Source organism: Actinopolymorpha sp. B9G3, assembly GCF_040120725.1.
Taxonomy (GTDB): domain Bacteria; phylum Actinomycetota; class Actinomycetes; order Propionibacteriales; family Actinopolymorphaceae; genus Thermasporomyces.
The window spans coordinates 1-964 of the sequence record NZ_JBEEAB010000080.1; the positions used below are offsets into that span (position 1 = coordinate 1).

Consider the following 964-nt stretch of genomic DNA (forward strand, 5'->3'; position numbering starts at 1 on the left):
CTAGGGCGTGTCCCGTAGATCTTGGTGGTCGAAGTTCGATAGATCATTGGTGTGTTTGATCGTCATGACTTGACTGATGAGGAGTGGCAGCGGCTGGAGCCGTTGCTGCCGGAGCAGCCGCGGCAGGGTCGGCGTTGGGCGGATCACCGGATGGTGATCAATGGGGTGTTGTGGCGGACGCGCACCGGCAGTCCGTGGCGTGATGTGCCTTCCTGCTATGGGAATTGGAAGACCGTCTGTCATCGGCACCAGCGCTGGTCGGCCGATGGCACGTGGGCACGGATCCTTCACGAGTTGCGCCGTGGCTGCGCTGATGAGGAGGGCCAGCAGTGGACGGTCGCGGTTGATTCGGCGATCATGCGTGCCCATCAGCACGCGGCCGGTGCTCCGAAGAGTCCACCGCCTGTGCTCACCACAGGGGGCTTTATCGAATTACAAGAATTCCGGCCCGGACGGGTGTGATCGGGAGGCGTTGGGCCGGTCCAGGGGAGGGCTGACCACCAAGGTTCACCTTGCTGCCGATGCGCAATGTCGGCCGGTGTCACGGACCACCACCGCGGGTCAACGCCACGACTCCATCGCCTTCACCGCAGTGATGGGCGGAATCTGCATCCAACCCGCCCTCGGCCGCCGCGGACGCCCGCGCACCCGCCCAGGCAGAGCCCTCGCGGACAAGGCCTACGCCAACAACAAGGTCCGCTCCCACCTACGACGCCGAGGCATCAAAGCAACCATCCCCGAACCCGCCAACCGGCGACACCGCGGCCGACCGCCCCTGTTTGATGCCGAGACATACAAACAGCGCAACGTTGTCGAGCGCTGCATCAACAAGCTCAAGGGCTATCGCGCCGTTGCCACCCGATACGACAAACGCGACTACATCTGGCGCGGCACAATCGACATCGCATCGATCAGAATCTGGCTCCGCGACCCACCAACCCAAGATCTACGGGACACGCCCTAG

The 964-nt window shown here is 63.8% G+C and carries 1 protein-coding gene; it reads left to right on the forward strand.

Annotation, left to right across the window (positions count from 1 at the left end; all coding sequences use genetic code 11):
• Positions 1 to 51 precede the first annotated feature (51 nt).
• Positions 52 to 964, forward strand: a protein-coding gene (locus ABNF93_RS34660; protein ID WP_502877683.1) for an IS5 family transposase whose coding sequence is annotated in 2 segments (ribosomal slippage) — positions 52 to 410 and positions 409 to 964 — 915 coding nt in all. Because the reading frame shifts where the segments join, the coding sequence is not laid out codon by codon here.